The following is a 19,694-nucleotide window of genomic DNA, read 5'->3' as shown; positions in this document are numbered from 1 at the left end:
AACTTGATGGTGCAGGAAAGGGTGGATGCCGATGTATAAAATGTTAATTGTCGACGACGACCGTTCCGAGAGGGAAGGGGTCAAATTTTTGACGAAGCAGTTTAACTGGGATCTTGAAATCGCTGAAGCGGATTGCGGGGAAGCGGCCCTTGTGTACATCCGTGACGGCAATTCTATCGATATTTTGCTTACAGATATACGAATGAGAGAGCTCGATGGGCTGCAGCTTGCGCATCAAGTCAAGGCGTTGTCTCCGCATACCAAAATTATTTTTATGAGCGCCTACGGGGAGTTCGAATATGCCCAGAAAGCAATCGATTTGAAAGCGATTCATTATATACTAAAGCCTGTGGAGATCGGCGAGTTTATGCGCGTTGTGTCGAACGTGATTCAGATGTGCGACGAAGATCTGCAAGAAAAAATGAAGAATGAAAGAATCCAGGAAGTTTATTGGAAAGGAATCCGCTACGAGAAACAAAAATTTCTATACGATCTCATTCAAGGAAGGGGCATGACCGCGGAAGAAGATAACGAGACCACGGGTACGGTTATCCACTTTAGTGGGTACCGTTATTTACGGATGGTGATGATACATACCGGAAGTCGTTTTTTTGACATGATCGATCTGGATGCGGAAGCGGTGCTGACGGATATAACCGCTGGTAAAGCCGATTTCGTGAACTTGAATGAAGTACAGAGCGTTCTATTGTACGAAGGCAAACCGGAAGAAACCGAAGCAGACATTATACAGATGGGAACGTTACTGGTTGGATTGTTCAAGGAAAACTACAGCATAGACGTCACCATTGTCACTAGTGGACTTATCGAAAATCTCGGGCAAATCAGCAGCGAATATAATCTGATGGAGACCATGCTCGCAAATAAGTTTTTTATGAAACAAGGGGCGGTGCTGTACACGGGGGAAGTCATTGCGGGAGACCGGGATGTTTCACTATATACGCGTAACGTTCTTATTGAAATGATGTCATGGTTGAAGGAAATCGAGGTGGATAGCAGTAAAATCGCTTTTTTGATCGAGCTGCTTCAAGGCGGGAAAACCGTCTCGGAAAATTACGTAAAATTTGTGTGTACCGATCTATTGAAGTCGATACTTGGTCGTCAGACACCGCAAAATGTAAACGGATACATGATGGGTCTGGAAAGGATATATCATGCTGCTTCGCTTCTTGAGCTGTTGAAGGTGATGCAGTCGATCGCTCAAGATTTGGTAATGAGCGTTGAAAAGCCCCAAGAATTGCTTAGCCGAGTGATTGAAGACATCGTACAACTCATCGACCGGGAGTACAGCAGTGAAATCACGGTGGAGAGCATTGCAAGACAAGTGTATTTGAGTCCGGGTTATTTGAGCCGGTTATTCAAGAAGTATAAGGGGAAAAGCATCATAAAACATATCACATCGATCCGGCTGGAAAAGGCGGGTGAGCTTCTCCTGACGACGAATAAGAAAATAACGGATATTGGCAAGGAGGTCGGATATCCCAACTTTGCTTATTTCTCCTCTTTATTCAAAAATAGTTATGGGAAAACGCCATCCCAGTACAGAGAAGAACATGGCCTATGATGAAAAAACCGAATAGGATCTTCGCACGGTTCAGATTTAAGCAAAAGCTGTTTATGTCGTATCTCATCGTAACGATCATTCCGATGATGGTTCTTGGCGTGTATTCATACGGTCAATCGAGGGAGCTGCTTAATGATCAAGCGAAGCAAGGCATCGAGCGAAACATTAGTACGGCCGTGAACAGCATCGCGTACAAAATGGATTTATACGACAATTTAATTCACCTGATTGTCGCCAATCGCACGATACAAAAAATCGTGTCGGCTTCGAATGGCGAGGCGGCCGATTTATCCACGTTGGCCAATCAATTAAAAGAGTTTTTGGACCCCTATTTCAGTATGATGCTATCAACCTATCACGGAATTGACAAGCTGACCATATATACCGAGAGTCAGCTTCCAGAGTATGGTGATTACTTGCGTTCAGCTACAAGGGTAGCCGATCAAAGCTGGTATAACGCTGCGGTGAGCAAATTCGGCATCCGTTGGTATTATGACGAATCACTAAATGCCGCTTATGCGGTATGCAAATTTCCGGAAACCTTCACATCGGGCCACCATGTATTATTCATTCGCATGAGTATGGAAAGCTTGTTGATGGATTCCGTAAATCTGCTGAGCGATTACGGCCTTATCATTTCGGATTCAAATGGCACTCCGCTATTCACGAATGCACGCGAGACCAACGGGACCCATCTGATGGGTATCCAGAAGCAAATTCCGAATACGAACTGGACGATCCATTGTTATGTACCGTTGAATCAAGTTTCGGGAAACCCTGCTCCTATATTGTATGCAACCTTTATCGTGATCGGCATTTGTATCGGTATAATGCTGATCATCATTTCGCTGTTCGCCAATGGGATGCTGAGGCGCATCTACCAGTTGAACTATTGGATGAAACGGGTGGAGAACGGTGGGCTTGAACTGAACATTCAACATTCGTCCAATGACGAAATCGGCGAGCTGATAAACCGTTTTGCCAATATGTTAACTCGCATTAAAGAGCTGATCCAGGAAGTGCGCCGGAAGGAACTGCACAGACTGCAAGCGCAGATGAATCCGCATTTTTTATACAATACCCTTTCATCCGTCAATTGGAAAGCGCTGCAAACCAGATCCTATGAAATAAGCCATATTGTAACGTCGCTGTCTAAATACTATCGTACGGCGCTCAACAAAGGAGATAACAATTCGACCGTCAGGAATGAATTGGAGAATGTGAAATCGTATTTGGACATTATGCTTATTACCAATGATTATCTATTCGATGTCATATACGAGATCGACGACGATGTCTATCCATTGTACACGATCAACATGATTCTTCAGCCGCTTGTGGAAAATGCGATCAAACATGGCATACACAAGAAGGCAGAAGGGAGAGGGACCATCACGATTTCGGTTTCGCTTGGACAAGGTACCGTACAGTTATCCATCATGGATAACGGACCGGGTATGGATGAGGAGCAGGTCCGCAAAATGATGGCATTTCGCTCTGGAGGCTATGGTCTCAGAAATGTGCAAGAAAGAATCGAGCTGTTTTTCGGGACAGGTTACGGTCTAACCGTTCAGAGTCTATCGGGGATAGGAACAACGATGACGATCACCATCCCGCAAACCGAACAAGACTCAGCACAGTTGGATTGGTCAGAAAATCGATAAGGAAGTCAAATAACTGATAATGATGCCAATAAACCCCAATGTTATACTTTCCATAAGAAATGAATGCGCATTCATAGAATGAAGGAAGGTGACAGAAGGGTGAGCAAAACGACAGTGTTGGGCGGGCAACCTGAATGGAACAGACGGTCAAAAACTAATGACGCCAAATCGAAACGTTATGCGTTCAAAAAATACCGGGTATTGTTAATCATGATGATTCCTGCCGTATTGTACGTTATCATTTTCAATTACGTACCAATTTACGGGTTATTGATTGCTTTTGAGGATTTTCAAATTACGAAAGGCTTCTTCGGGAGTCCATGGGTTGGCTTCGCGAACTTTGAGAAAGCGTTTCAAGATCCGTACTTTTATCAGGTGCTTAAAAACACGGTGTTGATCAGCTTGTACCGCATGCTGTGGGGATTCCCTATTCCGATCATTTTCGCGCTGCTGCTCAGCGAAATCAAAAACATGAAATTCAAGAAGTTTGTCCAGACGGCTTCATACCTGCCTCATTTTATTTCATGGATTATTTTGGGCGGGATTTTCATGAGTATCTTATCAATGGAAGGGCCGATCAACGCAATTCTTGGCCTTTTCGGAGTTGATCCCATTTTGTTTATGGCGGATACCGGATACTTTCGATCTATTCTTGTTATATCGTCAATCTTAGCAAGTTTCGGCTGGAGCTCGATCATTTATTTTGCCGCAATTTCGGGCATCGACCCACATTTGCACGAGGCTGCTGTCGTTGACGGCGCAGGTCGAATGAAGCGAATGATGTATATTACGATTCCGCTGCTCATGCCGGTCATCAGCATTATGCTCGTCTTGTCCATGTCAGGAATTCTTGATGCCGGCTTCGACCAAATATTCAACATGTACAACCCGCAAGTATATGATGTCGCCGATATTATCGACACGTATGTGTACAGAAAAGGTTTGGTTGATATGGACTATGGTTATGCCACAGCGGTAGGCTTGTTCAAATCGGCGATAGGTCTCATCTTAATGTTGACGGCGAATGGACTGGCGAGAAGGATGGGAGGCGGTGATTATACATTATGGTAAGGTATGGGGATAAAATCGCAGATATTTTGCTGTATGTTTTCATGACAGGCATAATGATCATCACGTTGTACCCGTTCTGGACGCAAGTGGTCATCTCGTTGGATGGCGGAGATGCCGCCCACAGTACTTTTAAACTCTTTCCAAGTTCAATTTCCTTTGACAGCTACAAGCTTGCATTTGATTTTGATGCCTTATGGGTCGGTTATAAAAATACGATCCTTCGGACCTGCCTCGGCGTGATGATTAGCATTCTGGCAACTGCGATCACCGCTTATCCATTGTCCAAAAAAGATTTGCCGCTCAATAAATGGGTTACGCGATTTATGTTGATCCAATTTATAATCGGAGGCGGCTTAATTCCTAACTATCTATTAATCAAATATCTTGGGATGTATAACTCCATATGGGCGCTTGTCGTTCCCGGTATGATCAGTACGTTCAATGTGATTATTATGCGCAACTTCTTTCGGTCGCTTCCAGAAAGCTTAGAAGAATCGGCGATGGTGGACGGTGCTGGATATTTGAGAATTTTTGTAAGAATCATTCTTCCGCTGTCCATGCCTATTATTGCCACGGAAGCGCTGTGGGTAGGAGTCGGGCATTGGAATGCCTGGTTCGACGCCTTGATCTATACGAACGATACGAATAAAGAGATGCTGCAACTGGTGCTTCGAAGAATTATTATCCAGAACAACCCCACTCAATTTACTGACATTTTAGCGAAACTGCAAGAAAAAAATCCATATTCGGGAATGCAGCTTCAGGCCACCGTCATCATGTTATCGATCCTTCCGATGCTTGTTGTTTATCCTTTTATTCAGAAATACTTCGTAAAAGGCATTATGGTGGGTGCTATTAAAGGTTGACCGAACATGTGAACCTTGTAATAGATTATAAAATGTTAAAAGGGAGAGGGTTTACAAATGATCAAAAAGAAGTTTGGGTTAACCGCACTCATCTGCCTCGTTATGTTGGTTACGATGATGAGCGGATGTGGCACAAGTTCAGATTCGGATAAACCAACCGCCCAGTCGGCAGACGGTCAAGAAGCAAGTACAGAGAAAATGAAGCTGAAATTCTGGACATATTACCCCGAACAAACCAAAATAGACGGTTATTTCATGAACTTTCTTAAGAAGAAATTCGATTTTGATGCCGATTTTTATGTTGCTTCTTCTGATACATCCAAAGAAAAGCTGAACCTGGCGATCGCATCCGGCGACATCCCTGATTGGTGGAAGAGCCTTAGCTTCCAAGAATACGACAAGCTGATCAAACAAGACGTCGTTGCTGAAATTAAAATGGAGGATCTGGAAAAGTATGCACCTAAATACTTGGCGTTCTTGCATAAAGTACTAGGAGATGATCCGTTCAAATATTTACGCAGAGACGGTAAAATTTACGGATTGCCTGGGATATGGGATTTGGCTCCTCATGGTGGCGTTGTAGGGTTCCGCGAAGATTGGCTTAAGAAGGTCGGGATCACCAAAACGCCGGAGACACTGGATGAGATGGAGGAAGCGTTGAAGAAATTCAGGAATGACGATCCGGATGGAAACAGCAAACAGGATACGTACGGAATTACGGGAACAGCCGGCACTATCGGAGATTTGTTCAGCTTCATATTTGGGGCATACGGCGTTTATCCTGGTGCCTTTACGGAAGATAACGGCAAGGTGGTACGAGGCGAGATTTTACCTGCGGCGAAAGAAGCCTTAACGGTATTAAATCGTTGGTATAAAGAAGGATTGATTGATCCTGAATTTATCGTAAATAAAGGAAATAACGTACAGGACAAAATGATTCAGGAAAAATCCGGTGCAGTCGCGACCTATTGGTTCGGGCTCGCTCAGGATGGCGTATTCTGCTGCAATGACATCTATGCGGGACTGCACAAGGCGAATCCGAATGCAAGCTTTGCCATGATTCCGGGTCCGAAAGGACCGAACGGTGATTACGGTATGCAGCAGGGAAATGCGCTGTTCGGCGTCGATATCATGTTCGGCAAACAATTGGAGAAAGACCACGATAAAATGATCAAATACCTTCAGGTGTTCGAATTCACTTCCTTTGAAGTGGAATCCAAAATCGCGCTAACCTATGGCGAAGAAGGGAAAACATTCAAGAAAACAGCGGATGGTGGATTCGAATACATTAAACCTTACGACGATCAAAAAGAACGGTGGAAATACGGATTTGGAGGAGCTTATTCTGTTCCGGGCGGATGGAATGACGATTACAATGAGGAATTGTCGACTTTTGATACCAAGGATAAATCTATGCTGCCGCTGCGAAGTAAGCTGATGGAATTGGGCACAGGGAAATTCGATATTCTTGGGCCGATTGATAGACCTATCTACAATGATTATAAAGAAAGACTGGATAAACTGACGATGCAAACGTTCCTCGATATGATTATCGGCAAAAAACCGATCAGCGAGTTTGACAACTACGTGGCGGAGTGGAACAAAATGGGTGGCGATAAGGTCATGGAAGAAGCGCAGCAGGCTTTTGAAAAGTTAAACCAACAATAAGATGAACATGGGTTCTAGTGAGTTCTCGAATTAGCAGAGAAAAGATCGGGCGGCCTTCATTCGAAGGCCGCAACAATAAAGTCGATCTTTTTCTGTTTTTTGTGTTGATGTACAAATTCGGTTTAGTATCCATTTGAGAGGAGCAGTGAATTGTGAGCATATCCATTCAAGGCCATAAAATTGTTATCCGGAATGATTTCATTCATCGAGAAATCGATATTTCCGCAGGTTTGGCGACAACCCTCTATCATATTCGTCCGAACGGCGAACAGAGGGGTGATTTTTGGTACCCTGTCTTTTCCTTTGAGTCGAATCTTCCCTATGAAGCGGCTGTGAGCATTGGTGGCCAAACCTATGAAGCCGGACCGTGGAAGCACCGGTTGAATTGGGACAGAGAAGGGGCTTTTTCCGTTACCAAAGTCGAGCAGGATAGAGGCAGTTTTGGTGATACGCTGCGTTTGACCTGCGCGGGGCGTCATGAGGGAATACCGCCCGTTGAACTTGTTATCGAGTATGAAATTGCCGACGATCTGCCTTTGCTGACCAAAACTGTACAAGTGCACAATACATCATCGTCACCTATTGTCATTGATAATGTAACCGTGGACATTGTCAGATTGTTTGAAGGGAAAATCGAGCTGTCGGTATTTAGTGATTACTACTGGAACATTCAGAAGGAGGACGATTATTACGTTCCGTTCTCCCGTTTCGAATTTCCGAAGCCGATCGGTATGGAGCTATTACCAGGACAGCACTTTGAAACGTTCAAGTGCTACGAAGCGGTTACATCGGGCAATAAAGACGAAGCTTCCATCATCCTGCATCGGCTGTACAAAAAAATTGCGCCTTGGATTACAACGCCGCAAATCAAGCGGATCGTTGACTCCTGCAATTCATACGAAGAGCTAATCGAGATGGCCGACAAGTCCGCCGAAGACGGCTTCGAATCGGTCGAGTTATTCGTAGGACAGCTGTTCACCAATACGGGAGACTACATCCCGCGGCCTGATCTATTCCCGAATGGGTATGAAGATATGAAGAAGTTGGTCGATTATTACCACAGCAAGCAATTAACAGTTCTCCCGTACTGCTCGACGACGATCGCCTGGCATTCTACCGAGGTTTGCAAGACACATCCGGATTGGCAGTATTTAGGACCCGACGGCCTTCGCTATTCACCGGAAGGGCTGGGCAATATGTGCTATCAGTCGCCATGGGGCGGATATATTCGAGAAAAGCTGCTCCATCTGCTGGATCACATCGGATTTGATGGTCTTGCCATTGATGGTCCTTATCATGGACTTCCGTGTCTGGCGACCGATCATCATCATGCCAATCCAGAAAGTGTTGAGTTTATGAACTGGATGTGGGAACAGCACTTTTTCAAGGAAGTTACGGAACGCAATAAAATGATCACCGCACCGCAGGAAATGCAGTCCATGTTCCTTGGTTTGTGCCAACGGCCAGGCGGCTATCGCGAAGAAGATCAGAATGTGATGGGCGGCATGCGTCTTGTCACACAAACGCGAGCATTCGTATATGATTCGCGATACAAAGATCCGGCCTGTGCGACCTGGACGTCTTGTAATCTGGAATTGTACCACGGTCACAGCATCGAGCCATCAGAAGAAAACCCGGCTACTTACGACCATGCGATTGGCGGGATCTTCGGATATGGGCATAGCGGTGTATTGTATGGAAGAAATACGTATTTCGGGGAAAATACGAAGCAAATATTCGATAAATGGATTTCATTCTATAAAAAGTACCGACAAACACTGGCGGGAGAAATGGTCCATTTGGCACGGCCGAACGGTTATGAACCGGATGCGGTCATGCATGTATCGACAGAAGCGGAAATTCCCGCTGTTATTGTCGTCTTTAATCCGGTCCAAGCAAAGAAAAGCATAATGCTGGAGTTGCCGCTGAAATATGCAGGATTTGCTGGCAGCGAGTCGGCACACATTGATACCATCGGAGCGATACAACTGGATTCGCGCGGCCATGGCACCGTCACGTTGACACTTCAACCCTATGAAATTGCCATCATGGAAGTGAAAAGGGAACATTCTTTGAGACGTTAATATTTCAAATTATAAAGTGATGGAGATGAGACTCAAATGGTAAACATTTCGGCGGGAAATCTGATGATTCAAATGAACGAACAAGGTAATCTAGTTGGTCTGACCGATACGACAACCGGCAATCAATATGAATCAGCAATGCATCTGTCAACGCTGATTCGGGTTGTCGCGCATGGTCGAACGGAGATGCCGTCGCAAGTTGAAATTGATTCGGCATCTGGTATGGTCAAGTTTAAGTTTGCTCAATGTGGTGCGACAGTGGATGTTTTAATCAAAGAAAAAGGGCTTTATGCGACATTCGAAGTGCAACGTGTTGATGGCGATGTCGATACCGTCATTTGGGGGCCTTATGCCACGACGGTTGCTGGATCGATTGGAGAGTCGGTAGGTGTCGTACATAACGGAACATATGCTATCGGCATTCAGGTGTTGAATATGAAGACCATTGGCGGATGGCCTGTCGAGCTCGACAGAATGGAATACGTCCAGCCAAAGTATTCGAATGAGGGAAATCCGGATCCTGACAGCCAGCAGCCATCCGATAACAAGTTCGAATATGACGTCTGTGGGGCCTGGCCGACAATCGATGGGAGCATGCTGCAAGCTTATGCAAGAAATCGCACCCATGCAGCTCGGCGGCCGGTATGGAACTTGCCAGACGTTGATGTCGAACCGCTTACCGGCGACGATGCGCAAATCGTCGGAACCAAGATCGCCTTATTCGGCTGCGCGGTCGACCGGGTGCTTACGACGATTGAAGCGATCGAACTTGGCGAAGGACTCCCGCATCCGATGATTGAAGGGGTGTGGGGCAAAATATCCCCGGCGGCGAATCAATCGTATTTGATCACCGACTTTACGGAAGAGACGATAACGGATGCGGTGCGGTATACGAAGATGGCCGGTTTGAGCTATGTGTACCACCCAGACCCGTTCGGGCAGTGGGGTCATTTTACGCTGAAGCCGAACAGCTTTCCGAACGGCGACGAAGGGATGCGAGCGTGCGTTGAGCTGGCTGAACACGATGGCGTACATGTCGGCGTACATACTCTTTCCAACTTTACGACGCTGAACGATCCATATGTGACGCCGGTACCGGACGAGCGGCTGCAAATGGCCGGAAAGGCTCAACTGGTCGCGGCGATCGGTTTGGAAGAGCAGGAGATTGAGGTGAGCGACCCTGCGCCGTTCACGGCAAATTTGTTCCGGCGCTCGGCGAAAATCGGCAGCGAGCTGATTGAATACGAAGCTATGACGGATAGCGCGCCTTGGAAACTGCTCGGCGTACGGCGCGGCGTGAACGGTACGGTTACCGCTGAGCATCAGGCGGGCGCAGAAATAGGCCGGTTATGGGACCACCCGTACGACGTTTTTTTTCCGAATATCGAGCTGCAGGATGACTATAGCAGACGGATCGCTGAACTGTTCCGAACGACCGGTTTGAAGCAGATTTCGTTCGATGGGTTGGAAGGCTTGTATGCCACAGGGCATGAGGCTTACGGTGTCAACCGGTTCGTCAAGATGTGCTACGACGGTTGGGGCGAAGAAGTGATCAATGATGCGAGCATCGTCGTCTCGAACTATTCGTGGCATGTCTTCACACGCTTCAATTGGGGAGAGCCTTGGGGCGCGGCAACGCGTGAAGGCCAACTCGAGTGGCGGCTCAGCAACCAGCGTTATTTTGCCCGCAACTTCATTCCGCCGATGCTTGGATGGTTTCTCATCCGTTCTGCTTCCGACCGGTTCGAAGCGACGGCACCGGACGAAATCGAATGGGTGCTGTCGAAGGCGGCCGGATTTGGCGCGGGCTTTGCGCTGGTCGCCGATACGGCGGTACTTCGGCGTAACGGCAATATCGAGGCGCTGCTGGCGACGGTGCGTGAATGGGAGAAGGCGCGGCGGGCCGGGGCGTTTACACCTGAGCAGCGCGAACGGCTGCGTGAACCGAAGGGCGATTGGCACTTGGAACCGGTTGACGAAGGCCGTTGGAACCTGCATCCGGTTCACGTCTCGAAGCCGCTTGTCTGCAATCCGGCTGAGCTGCAGCCAGGACAACCCGGAGGGGCCGACTGGACATATTTCAATAAATATGCCGATCAACCGCTGAAGTTTGTCTTGCGCGTGATGCCGTCGTACGGCAACGAAGATGGTTCCGTGAAACGGCCTACTGTGTATACAAGCGGCGTCTATATGACATTCGATACGGAAATCAAGTCGAATCATTATCTTGTGTGCGATGGCGGGCGAACCGGAAAAATATACGATCAAAACTGGAATTTACTACAGACGGTGCAAGCGTCGGCGGATGCGCCGATCATCCGTAACGGAGGGCAATCGGTCTCCTTCAGTTGCAAATTTGAGGGAGATCCGAAACCGTCAGTCAGTGTGAAAATCTTGGCTTGGGGAGATCCGGAGACGGTGGAAGCAAAAAATGAAGTGGTGGGGGTTACACCGGAATGATAAACGGAATCGGCTGCACATTCGATTTCAAGTTGACCCAATATGATGGAGCCAATCCGATCCGATCGGCGACATGCGCATGGGACGAATCCAACGATGAACAACAGCTTATGCTGGATGATTCGTTATTGAATGTTGTTTATTCGTGGAACAGAGTTAAATCCAATGAAGATGCGATCGATTGTGAAGTAACGTTTAAGGTGGTACAGGGAAGTGTAAACGAAGCGAGTGTATCGGTTGGTTTGATGCTTGACCGTTGGTCGCAGGACAACTACCTATTGATGCCTGCGGCCGCTTACAACGGCAACCGTTTTCGGGTAAGTGAGCAAGAGTACCCACCAATGCTGGAACTTGAAGATGAGATAGGTGTTAACATTCCGACCACAATAACAGATGTGCCAAGACTTAACTTGAATGAAGGACCATCGAAAATTGAATTACGAACGGGAGATCTGGCCACACCGGCTGTCGGTTGTTTTTTGCGTCAACAGAAGAAAGGCTTACTGTTGTTGACACATCAAGGAACGGCTGTCGGCGATTCCGGCCTGACTGTAGAAGAAAGCGGTGACCGCTCGGAGGCGAGCATCTCCATTTCCGCCCCTGCGGTTCGAAGCAGTAAATATAGTATGTGTAATACGGAAGAGCCATCCGATGACCGCGGATACGATTTTCATGAACTAGACGAGGTGACAATCAAGTTCAGACTTTATGTTTTCGATTGTCCTGATATTCCATCGTTATTTGATTATTTCTCGAAGATTCGGAAAGATTTGACCGGTCCTACAGAGCTTCGGCATGAAATTCCATTCTCTGCCTCTTGGGATATATTGGAGGAGAAATATAACCGGGACAATTGGCAGCGCGATTACGAATTTTACCGATCATCAACTTCGCCGGATCCCACATTTGGCGAATGGCAAACCGGATGGGTCGGGGGTGCGATAAACACATATCCGATGCTCGCCATAGGAGACGGATTATCGAAAGAACGATCGGTAAAAACCTTGAATTTTTTGTTCGATACGATCCAAGCGCCTTCAGGATTTTTTTACGGCATTTATTGCAAGGGAAATCGATTGGGCGACGCTTTCCGCCGTCATGAAGAAAACTCGATTGTACTGCTACGCAAAAATGCGGATGTTCTGTACTTCATGACAAAACAGCTGATGCTGTTGGACAAATTAGGCGAACCGATCCCGGCCGGTTGGAAAGACGGGTTGATCCGGGCCTGCGATGCGTTTGTTCGGCTGTGGAACAAATACGGTCAATTCGGTCAGTTTGTGGATCTGGACAAGGAAGAAATTATCATCGGTGGCAGTGCCAGCGCGGGGATTGCGCCTGCAGGCTTGGCATTAGCAGGCCAATATTTTAACCGACCAGATTACGTCGATATAGCGAAGCTCGCGGGGCAATATTATTACGAACATTTCGTGAAGCAAGGCGTTACGACCGGAGCGCCGGGTGAAATATGTCAATGCCCGGATAGTGAATCGGCGTTTGCGCTGCTAGAGTCTTATGTTGTCTTGTATGAAGCGACTGGCGACCGCAAGTGGCTGGGTATGGCGGAAGAAACGGCCAAACTATGCGCGACATGGGTAGTATCGTACGATTACGAATATGGGGAAGAAACGGAATTTCGTAAGCTCGATTTGCGTTCAACTGGCGCGGTCTGGGCAAGTGTGCAGAATAAGCATGCGGCGCCGGGAATATGCACATTTTCGGGAGCTACCTTATTTAAGCTGTACCGTGCGACTGCAGATGATTTTTATCTGGATTTGCTCCGAGATATCGCGCATAACCTGCCGCAATATATGTCCAGAGAGGATCGGCCGCTCCGTATATCCTGGGGTGGCAATCGCAATGGAACGGCGTACTCGCCTCCGGGCTGGATGGGAGAACGGGTCAATCTGAGTGATTGGGAAGGAAAAGAAACTATTGGTGAGGTGGCAGGCGGTTCATGCTGGTGCGAGGTTTCCTGCATGCTAACGTATTTTGAAGTTCCAGGTGTGTACATCCAATCGGATACGGGGTACATTTGCGCGATCGATCACGTCGAAGCTGAAGTCGTTGACAACAATCCTGCAACGATGACGGTGAAGCTGATGAATCGTACGAACTTCACAGCAAAGTTCAAAGTTTTCGTCGAGAACACGTCGGAGATGACGAAGGTATTAGGTGAAAATGCTCTGCTCGATCATCGAACGATTCTGATCGAGCCAGCTTCAGACTATACGTTAACGATCACTAAATGATTAGACACATTAGGGTAAAGAGGATCAAGCGACAAAAGGAGAGTATGCTTTATGGACAAAAATGTAAATCAGACGCTTCGGGAGCGGTTGTTGATGGATTCCGGCTGGAGATTCGCCTTGGGCCACGCTTCAGACATCAAACGCGACTTTGATTATTGGAAAGGCAAACCGTTTGCCAAACAAGCTGAAGGAAGGGGCGCTATTCATCCCGATTTTGACGACAGCGATTGGAGGGAGGTCTGTCTGCCGCATGATTGGGCGGTAGAGCTGGATTTTGAGCATTCGTCCGACAATGACATCGATTATCATGGATATAAACCGATCGGGAGACCCAACCCGGCGACTTCAATCGGATGGTACCGCAAGCGGTTTTCGGTTGCTGCAGATGATAAAGGCAAACGGCTGTCCATCGAGTTCGATGGCATATTTCGAGACAGTCAGATCTGGTTGAACGGCTATTATTTAGGACGCCATGAAAGCGGATATACCAGCTTCCGCTGCGATATTACCGATTGCGTCAGCTTCGACGGACCGAATGTGCTTGTCGTGCGTGCCGACGCAAGCCAAGTGGAGGGATGGTTTTATGAAGGGGCCGGCATTTACAGGCATGTTTGGCTGGTCAAATCAAACCCGATGCATGTCGCGCACTTGGGAACGTATGTCGTTTCTGAAGTTGGCGATGGATTCGCGGAGCTGACGCTTCAGACGTCGATTGTAAACGAAGACGATCTTGAGAAAGCATGCACGATTGAGTCGGCGATCTATGATGCTGACGGCCGCTGTGTTGCAACAGTTCAGTCGGAGCCAAAACCCATTGGAGCGTGGAAGGAATATGAATTCAACCAGCGTGTTCGTGTGGAGCAGCCTCGGCTTTGGGACTTGGATACGCCCCACCTCTACCGTCTCGAGACGACTGTCAGGGAGGGTGAGGCTCTAACGGATGTTTATGAGACGTCGTTTGGTGTTCGCAGCATTCGTTTCGATCCGGATCTTGGCTTTTTCCTGAACGGGCGGCATGTGGTGATCCAGGGGGTTTGCTGCCATCAGGACCATGCGGGAGTAGGAACGGCGCTGCCCGACCGTCTGCAATATTACAGGATCGAGAAGCTAAAGGAGCTCGGCGTTAATGCATACCGGACATCGCATCATCCGCCGACGCCGGAGCTGCTCGAAGCGTGCGATCGATTGGGGATGCTGGTCATGGATGAGCACCGGCAAGTGGGCTGTGGCGAGGAAATTGCCAATCAATTACGCAGCCTGGTCAGACGCGACCGTAATCATCCCAGCATCATCTTGTGGTCGATTGGCAACGAGGAGGGCGGAATTCAGGATACAGAAGCCGGAGCCCGCGCCGCTAAGACAATGAAGCGGATTGTACACGAGCTTGATCCGACGCGTCTTGTTAGCTACGGCGGGAATAATGGCGGACAGAGCGCAGGGATTAACGGCGTTGTAGATGTACGCGGCTGGAACTATTGGAAAATCGGAGCGAATTTAGATGAATACCATAAGGAACATCCACAAACGCCTATGATCGGCAGTGAAGAAGCGAGTACGCTGTGCACGCGAGGCATCTATGAAAATGATGAGGAGCGAGGGTATGTCTCTTCCTATGACGAGAATTTCCCTGGCTGGGGATCAGGTAGCGAGGAATGGATGAACTACTATGCAAAGCGGCCGTATCTGGCTGGTGCCTTTGTATGGACCGGATTCGATTACAGAGGTGAGCCGCTTCCTTACCGCTGGCCTTGCATCAGTTCGCAATTCGGCATTATGGATACATGCGGTTTTCCGAAAGACAACTACTTTTATTACCAGTCTTGGTGGACCGACCAGACGGTACTGCATCTTTTCCCGCACTGGAATTGGCCGGGCAAGGAAGGACAGGACATCGACGTGCGCTGTTTCAGCAACTGCGAGGAAGTGGAGCTGTTTCTCAACGGTCGCAGCATCGGCCGAAAACAAATGCCGCATTTGGGGCATTTGAGCTGGATGGTGCCATACGAGCCAGGCGTTCTAATGGCCAAAGGATATCGAGATGGGCAGGAGATCTCTAGCGTGACTAGAGAAACGACAAGCGCTCAATCGGCGCTGCAGCTTATCCCAGATCGTTCGGGTATCGATGCTGACGGTGAGGATGTGTCGTGCATCACGGTACAAATCGTCGATGATTTAGGCAGAGTTGTCCCTATTGCCGACAATGAAGTGATATTTACCGTAACCGGACCGGGCGTGTTGATCGGTGTCGGTAATGGAAACCCGAGCAGCCACGAACCGGATAAATATATCGAAAGCGATGCGGTTTGGAAGCGGAAAGCATTCAACGGGCTTTGCATGGCTATCGTTCAATCGACGAAACAAACGGGAGAGCTGTGTCTAACAGCGGAATCGAGCGGATTAGCTGCTGCCAAAGTAAACATTCAAACGAAAGCATGCAAAGTACGTCCTTCAACATAGCAGGATCCAACGTCGTGTAAAGAACAATTTAAAAAGGTCAGGTTGAAGAAGATGGCTTCTGTACTGTACAGGAGCCATCTTCTTTACGTTCCATGATATCGATAGTGGTTGTAATACGTCATATCGTCGTTTTTATGTTCATGAATTGAAACTTTTTCCAATCCTGTTGCGTTGGTATCTTTAGAGATGTCCGAAAGGTAGTCTTTATGACCTCAAAGTATGGTTCAATGGAGGTGAACAGTGTGTAAAATAGAGCACATGTGACCAGGCAACCAAGGGAGGCAGATGACGCAATTGGCAGAGCATATCGTACACATCATTCAGTCAAAAGAAGCATCATCATAACAACCAAAAGGAGAGGGTTAAATGGTTCAGTGTATTTATGAAAGCGCTTATGATTATGATGTGAAATATTCGAACTACATGCTCGACTACTCCCTTGTACATGAATGGGCTGAGCGCGTCCAAGGTACCATTTTGGATTTAGGCTGCGGGACGGGTAGACTAGCGATTCCGCTGGCAATGGAAGGGTTCAAAGTGGAAGGGGTAGATCTAAGTGCAACGATGCTGGAATTGGCGAGATCGAAGACGGACGAGCACAAGCTAGACATCCCATTCTACGAAATGAATTTGACAGCGCTCAAGTTAAATAAGCCATACGCGATGATGTTCATGGTCGGGAATACCTTCCAGCATGTGCTCACGAACGTTGAGCAGGATCTAATGTTCCGTGCCATTCATGATCATTTGGAGAAAGACGGGGTCTTTATTTTCGGGACCCGCTTGCCGAATCTCGAAGAACTTGGTTCGATTCAGAACTATGAGGAACGTTATCGGGATGCGATGAATCAAGTCGTCGTGGAAGAGCACGAAGAAATTTATAATCCGATGACGCAGGTGTTAACTTGTAGAATCGTGAAGAACATCTATGGAAGAACCAATCACCTCGAACAAACGGAGGCGTCTCTACATATCCGGTACACGTTCCCGCTTGAATTGGATCGATTGCTTCATCAGCATGCCTTTAAAATCGAACATTGTTATGGCTCATGGAGTAAGGAGGAGGTGACAGAAGGTAGCCAAGAATTGATCTATGTTTGTCGCAAGATCTAATGGAAATGAGGTTGATATGATGATAAAGAAGCAGCCGATATATCGGCTGCTTCTTGCTGTCTTGCTATAGTTATCTCCGAGTTGTGCGTGTCCAAAAACCGCCGTGCAATCGGGTTGGCTCCATCGTTACGATAAAGGCCTTCGGATCGCTTGCGAGGATGGAGGTGTATAGTTGGGTTTGATTTTTACGCTTCGCGAGTACCTCTAGAATGAGACGATGGCCATCTCGACCATCACCAATCCAAGAAGTTACGCCGTATCCCAGATCCCGTAACTGGTTGGGAAGTCCTGTATGGACATCTGTTACAATGACCTTAAATGTGACGTATCCGAGAGCGATTTTCTCTTCAATCCATGAGCCGACGAGAACCCCCAGTCCATAGCCAAGGGCGTAGACGATAAGGCTAATCGGCTGATTCACGTATTGCAGCACCATGTTAAGGCCTAGCACATAAATGGTAATTTCCAGTGTGCTGAGTCCAGCAGCCCAATACCGTTGACCTTTTAACGTCAAGATCATCCGCAGTGTAAAAAATGAAACATATACGATTTGAATGGCAAAAATACTCACAAGCACAGATAACATAAATATCCGTCTCTCCCGTTCTTATGAATGATCTAAGTTGTCTTTGTTCGAAATGTGACTACATCATCATAAGACGGGAGCATGTCTGTGTATAGTAGAACTATTTTACAAGTGGGGGATTCTTCGCTGTTATTCCGTAATTGTTACAGTCACTGGCGAATACTCCGCAATAACGGTCTGACCATGTATGGATACGCTGCCTTCTGGTGTTAAATCCTTCTCTGTCATGATCCCAAGGGCAATCGTGAATTGATTGAATTTAATCGGCACATCGTTCTCACGGCGTACTTCTTCACCATTCAGGTAGAAAATGACCTCGTCCTTGGCACGGTTATAAGTAATTTTATACGTATTAAATTCTCTTGGTTTGAAGTTCGTATCTTCCTTGAAAATACAGAAGTAACGCGTCTTATCCATCTTAGGTACTTCAACGCCAGGGAAAGGAAGTACAGCATAGACACTGGCATATTTATCATTACCTGCAAAGAAATCGAGGGCTGCACCCGTCGTAAAATCAAGTAGATTCAGCGATACATAACCGTCGTATAGATCACCTGGTACCGTGTTCTGCGTACGCGCACGAATTTGAAGCTCGAAGCTGACTTCACCTTGCTCCGGTACGACAACTTGTTCTACGGAATAGTACATATGCTTCGCATTGTCCAGAATTTGAATTTTATCATTTTGCTTGCTAAGCGGTGCGCGAACGTAGAGAATGCCGTTGCGAACAATCACGACCGCATCCGGCTCGCGATATTCCCAGAAGGAACCGTCGGGAAGCGGGAACCCACCGATTTTCCAGACCTTCTCCTCGGATAGAATCGTATCAAATTCACCAAAAATAAGTTGTTTCTCCATTCGTAGTTCCTCATTTCTGACAGTATTTAGATGGATTGAATTAACCCTTGAATCATTAAGCAGATCACCATGATCCCGCCGCAGCGAATAGCTGCTTTGGAGGATGCGCCCATCAGTGGAAGATAAGCATGGGACTGATTCGTACTACCCAGTCGTCCGTATACAGTATATATGGGCAAGGCTGTAATGAGCGCCACTAGTCCATAAACCGGGAGGATATCTAGGATCACACACAAGACTAAGGACCCGTATGACATGAACATGAGGAATCTTGAGAACTTGAGTGAGCGCTCCTCCCCCCATATGACGACGAGTGTATTTTTTCCCGAAGCCTTGTCTGCTTGCCAATGCAAAAAATGGTGATTGAATAACAGCAAGGTTGTTAATAGACCAACCGGCAACGAGAGCAACACCGCACGGTAATCGAAATGTCCGGTCTGTACATAATAGGCTCCCGCAATGGGAAGAATCCCAAAAGACAATAAGATAGCGATTTCGCTAAAACCTTTGCCACGATATCCGAATTTCAGTGGAGGCGCAACGTAGAAATAAGCGATGAGACCGCCGAATAATCCGAGTACGAATGCCCACCAGCCACTGAGGAAGCTGAGTATAACACCGCATAGTACGGCGATTCCGAATAACCCCCATGTTAATGAAGCAAAAATACGTTCGGAGATGATACCGTTCGTGAGAAAGCCAGAGTTCGTCGTGATCAAGCCTTCGGTTTGCTTGGCTTCTTCATCCACCCCGTTGCGATAATCCCACAGATCATTGATCATATTCGAAAATAAATGCGCTGCACCAGAGCCGAGTAACGTGATAAGTAGTAGAATGGGGTGAAATATGCCCTCCCAGACATAAGCACCGAGAGCCCCAAGAATAACGGGAATAAGCATGACCGGAATCACGCGAATCCGAGTAGCTTTCATGAGAACTCGTAACTTGTTGTCCATGCATATTCTCCTTTCTATATAAAAATATCCTATGATAATAAACAATCCAATTATAAAGCAATCTAATTAATTAATCT

General features: G+C 47.2%; 13 protein-coding genes. 10 read left to right on the top strand and 3 right to left on the bottom strand.

The genetic code is table 11. The annotated features are described in order from the left end of the window. The first annotated feature begins 31 nt into the window (after positions 1 to 31). The 10 genes from ACFQZR_RS16065 (at position 32) to ACFQZR_RS16020 (ending at position 17,217) form a co-directional block, all read left to right on the top strand. A complete protein-coding gene (locus tag ACFQZR_RS16065; RefSeq protein WP_379347558.1) occupies positions 32 to 1,582 on the top strand; it encodes a response regulator in 1,551 nt (516 codons plus the stop codon). Further along, positions 1,579 to 3,246, top strand: coding sequence for a sensor histidine kinase (locus ACFQZR_RS16060; RefSeq protein ID WP_379347556.1), 1,668 nt, complete (start codon positions 1,579 to 1,581; stop codon positions 3,244 to 3,246). Before ACFQZR_RS16065 ends, ACFQZR_RS16060 begins: the two co-directional genes overlap by 4 nt. 99 nt (positions 3,247 to 3,345) lie before the next feature. Then, positions 3,346 to 4,317, top strand: a complete 972-nt coding sequence (locus ACFQZR_RS16055) for an ABC transporter permease (RefSeq protein WP_379347554.1) — start codon at positions 3,346 to 3,348, stop codon at positions 4,315 to 4,317. Continuing rightward, positions 4,311 to 5,183 carry a carbohydrate ABC transporter permease gene (locus ACFQZR_RS16050; RefSeq protein WP_379347552.1) on the top strand — a complete coding sequence of 291 codons (873 nt, stop codon included), beginning with the start codon at positions 4,311 to 4,313 and terminating at the stop codon, positions 5,181 to 5,183. The genes ACFQZR_RS16055 and ACFQZR_RS16050 overlap by 7 nt, the downstream gene beginning before the upstream one ends. 57 nt (positions 5,184 to 5,240) lie before the next feature. Continuing rightward, positions 5,241 to 6,851: an extracellular solute-binding protein gene (locus tag ACFQZR_RS16045; protein WP_379347550.1), complete on the top strand. Its 1,611-nt coding sequence runs from the start codon at positions 5,241 to 5,243 to the stop codon at positions 6,849 to 6,851. Positions 6,852 to 7,003: 152 nt separating this feature from the next. Then, entirely contained in the window at positions 7,004 to 8,935 is a 1,932-nt protein-coding gene (locus ACFQZR_RS16040) for an alpha-galactosidase (protein ID WP_379347548.1), read from the top strand. A gap of 36 nt (positions 8,936 to 8,971) precedes the next feature. Continuing rightward, entirely contained in the window at positions 8,972 to 11,395 is a 2,424-nt protein-coding gene (locus ACFQZR_RS16035) for a hypothetical protein (RefSeq protein ID WP_379347546.1), read from the top strand. Beyond that, entirely contained in the window at positions 11,392 to 13,647 is a 2,256-nt protein-coding gene (locus tag ACFQZR_RS16030) for a glycoside hydrolase family protein (protein ID WP_379347544.1), read from the top strand. The genes ACFQZR_RS16035 and ACFQZR_RS16030 overlap by 4 nt, the downstream gene beginning before the upstream one ends. Before the next feature lie 51 nt (positions 13,648 to 13,698). Further along, on the top strand, positions 13,699 to 16,104 hold the full coding sequence (gene galA, locus ACFQZR_RS16025; protein WP_379347542.1) for a beta-galactosidase GalA: 2,406 nt from the start codon (positions 13,699 to 13,701) through the stop codon (positions 16,102 to 16,104). A gap of 366 nt (positions 16,105 to 16,470) precedes the next feature. Beyond that, positions 16,471 to 17,217: a class I SAM-dependent DNA methyltransferase gene (locus tag ACFQZR_RS16020; protein ID WP_379347539.1), complete on the top strand. Its 747-nt coding sequence runs from the start codon at positions 16,471 to 16,473 to the stop codon at positions 17,215 to 17,217. 70 nt (positions 17,218 to 17,287) lie between these two features. Here ACFQZR_RS16020 and ACFQZR_RS16015 read toward each other — a convergent pair whose 3' ends face one another. From ACFQZR_RS16015 to ACFQZR_RS16005, 3 genes are all read right to left on the bottom strand, one after another. After that, positions 17,288 to 17,803, bottom strand: coding sequence for a DUF2179 domain-containing protein (locus ACFQZR_RS16015; RefSeq protein ID WP_379347537.1), 516 nt, complete (start codon positions 17,801 to 17,803; stop codon positions 17,288 to 17,290). Positions 17,804 to 17,932: 129 nt separating this feature from the next. Continuing rightward, entirely contained in the window at positions 17,933 to 18,661 is a 729-nt protein-coding gene (locus ACFQZR_RS16010; RefSeq protein WP_379347535.1) for a DUF6081 family protein, read from the bottom strand. 26 nt (positions 18,662 to 18,687) lie between these two features. Then, on the bottom strand, positions 18,688 to 19,617 hold the full coding sequence (locus tag ACFQZR_RS16005) for a prenyltransferase (RefSeq protein WP_379347533.1): 930 nt from the start codon (positions 19,615 to 19,617) through the stop codon (positions 18,688 to 18,690). Between the last annotated feature and the right edge of the window lie 77 nt (positions 19,618 to 19,694).

It is taken from the genome of Paenibacillus sp. GCM10027629, from assembly GCF_042676425.1.
GTDB classification, from domain to species: Bacteria; Bacillota; Bacilli; order Paenibacillales; family Paenibacillaceae; genus Paenibacillus_K; species Paenibacillus_K terrigena.
This window is presented reverse-complemented; position numbering and strand designations above follow the sequence as displayed.